The 1,367-nt window shown below is 42.4% G+C and carries 1 protein-coding gene; it reads left to right on the forward strand.

Going from position 1 to position 1,367, the window contains the following annotated elements; translation table 11 throughout:
- Positions 1 to 61: 61 nt before the first annotated feature.
- Positions 62 to 1,267, forward strand: a complete 1,206-nt coding sequence (locus FTV37_RS17440; protein ID WP_004911237.1) for an IS256 family transposase — start codon at positions 62 to 64, stop codon at positions 1,265 to 1,267.
- Positions 1,268 to 1,367 lie beyond the last annotated feature (100 nt).

Here is a 1,367-nt window from a genome sequence, read left to right on the forward strand (position 1 = left end):
CGGTAGTGTTCAAAAATCTGTGTCATTTCAATAAACTGAATCAAACAGGAAATGACACATCATGGCAAACAACTTTGATTTCGAAGCAGCTTTAAAACAATTACAATCAGGACAACCCCTCACTGGTGAAAACGGTATCCTGACACCACTAATCAAACAGCTGACAGAAGCGGCTTTAAATGCTGAAATTGAAAACTATCTGGAAGAAAATCCTAAACCATCCAATCGCAGGAATGGTTACTCTCGCAAGACCGTAAAATCATCCTCCGGTTCATTTGAACTGGAAACACCTCGTGATCGCACTGGTGATTTTGAGCCTCAACTCGTCAAGAAAAATCAAACCAAACTCTCTGAAGAGATCGACAGTAAAGTCATCTCACTGTTTGCGCTCGGCATGAGCTACCGTGATATTCAAAAACATATTGCCGATATGTATGCACTGGATATTTCCGAGGGTGCCATTACCAATATTACAGACAAGCTAATCCCCGAATTACGTGCCTGGCAACAGAGGCCGCTTGATGCCGTATATCCCTTTGTGTGGCTCGATGCCATCCATTACAAGATCAAGGATGAAGGCCGTTATGTCAACAAAGCCGTTTATACCGTACTGGGATTAAATACCGAAGGCCATAAAGAACTGCTGGGTCTTTACCTATCAGAAAGTGAAGGTGCTAATTATTGGCTCAGCGTACTCACAGATTTGCAGAACCGTGGCATACAAGACATTCTGATCGCCTGCGTTGATGGGCTTAAAGGCTTCCCTGAAGCAATTGCTGCGATATTTCCGCAGACAGAAGTGCAGTTATGTATTATTCACCAAATCCGCAATAGCTTGCGTTATGTGGCCAGTAAGGATCAAAAAGCCTTTATGGCTGATCTGAAGCCTGTTTACCGAGCAGATACCAAGCAGGCAGCTGAAATGGCGCTAGATGAGCTGGAAGCCAAATGGGGGGATAAATACGAGAAAGTCATTCGTTCATGGCGTGAAAAATGGCATTTACTCAGTGCCTATTTCAAATATCCGAAAGCGGTTAGGAAGCCAATTTATACCACCAATGCGGTTGAAGCAGTACATCGCCAATTCAGAAAACTGACCAAAACCAAGGGGGCTTTCCCGAATGAAAATAGCCTGCTGAAATTGCTGTATATTGGCATTCAACAGGCTTCTGAAAAATGGACAATGCCGGTGACAAACTGGGGGCAAACCATCACACAGTTATCGATTTACTTTGAAGGCAGGCTCGATGATATAATTAAACTCTAGCCAATTCGGCTGACACAGAATTTTGAACGCTCTCTAAAAATTTGATTTTGTCCTACTGATATTTTTTAAAAATAGATTCTATAAGACTACATCTGATTTA

Origin of the sequence: Acinetobacter sp. YH16042, assembly GCF_013417245.1 — a bacterium.
Classification (GTDB): domain Bacteria; phylum Pseudomonadota; class Gammaproteobacteria; order Pseudomonadales; family Moraxellaceae; genus Acinetobacter; species Acinetobacter amyesii.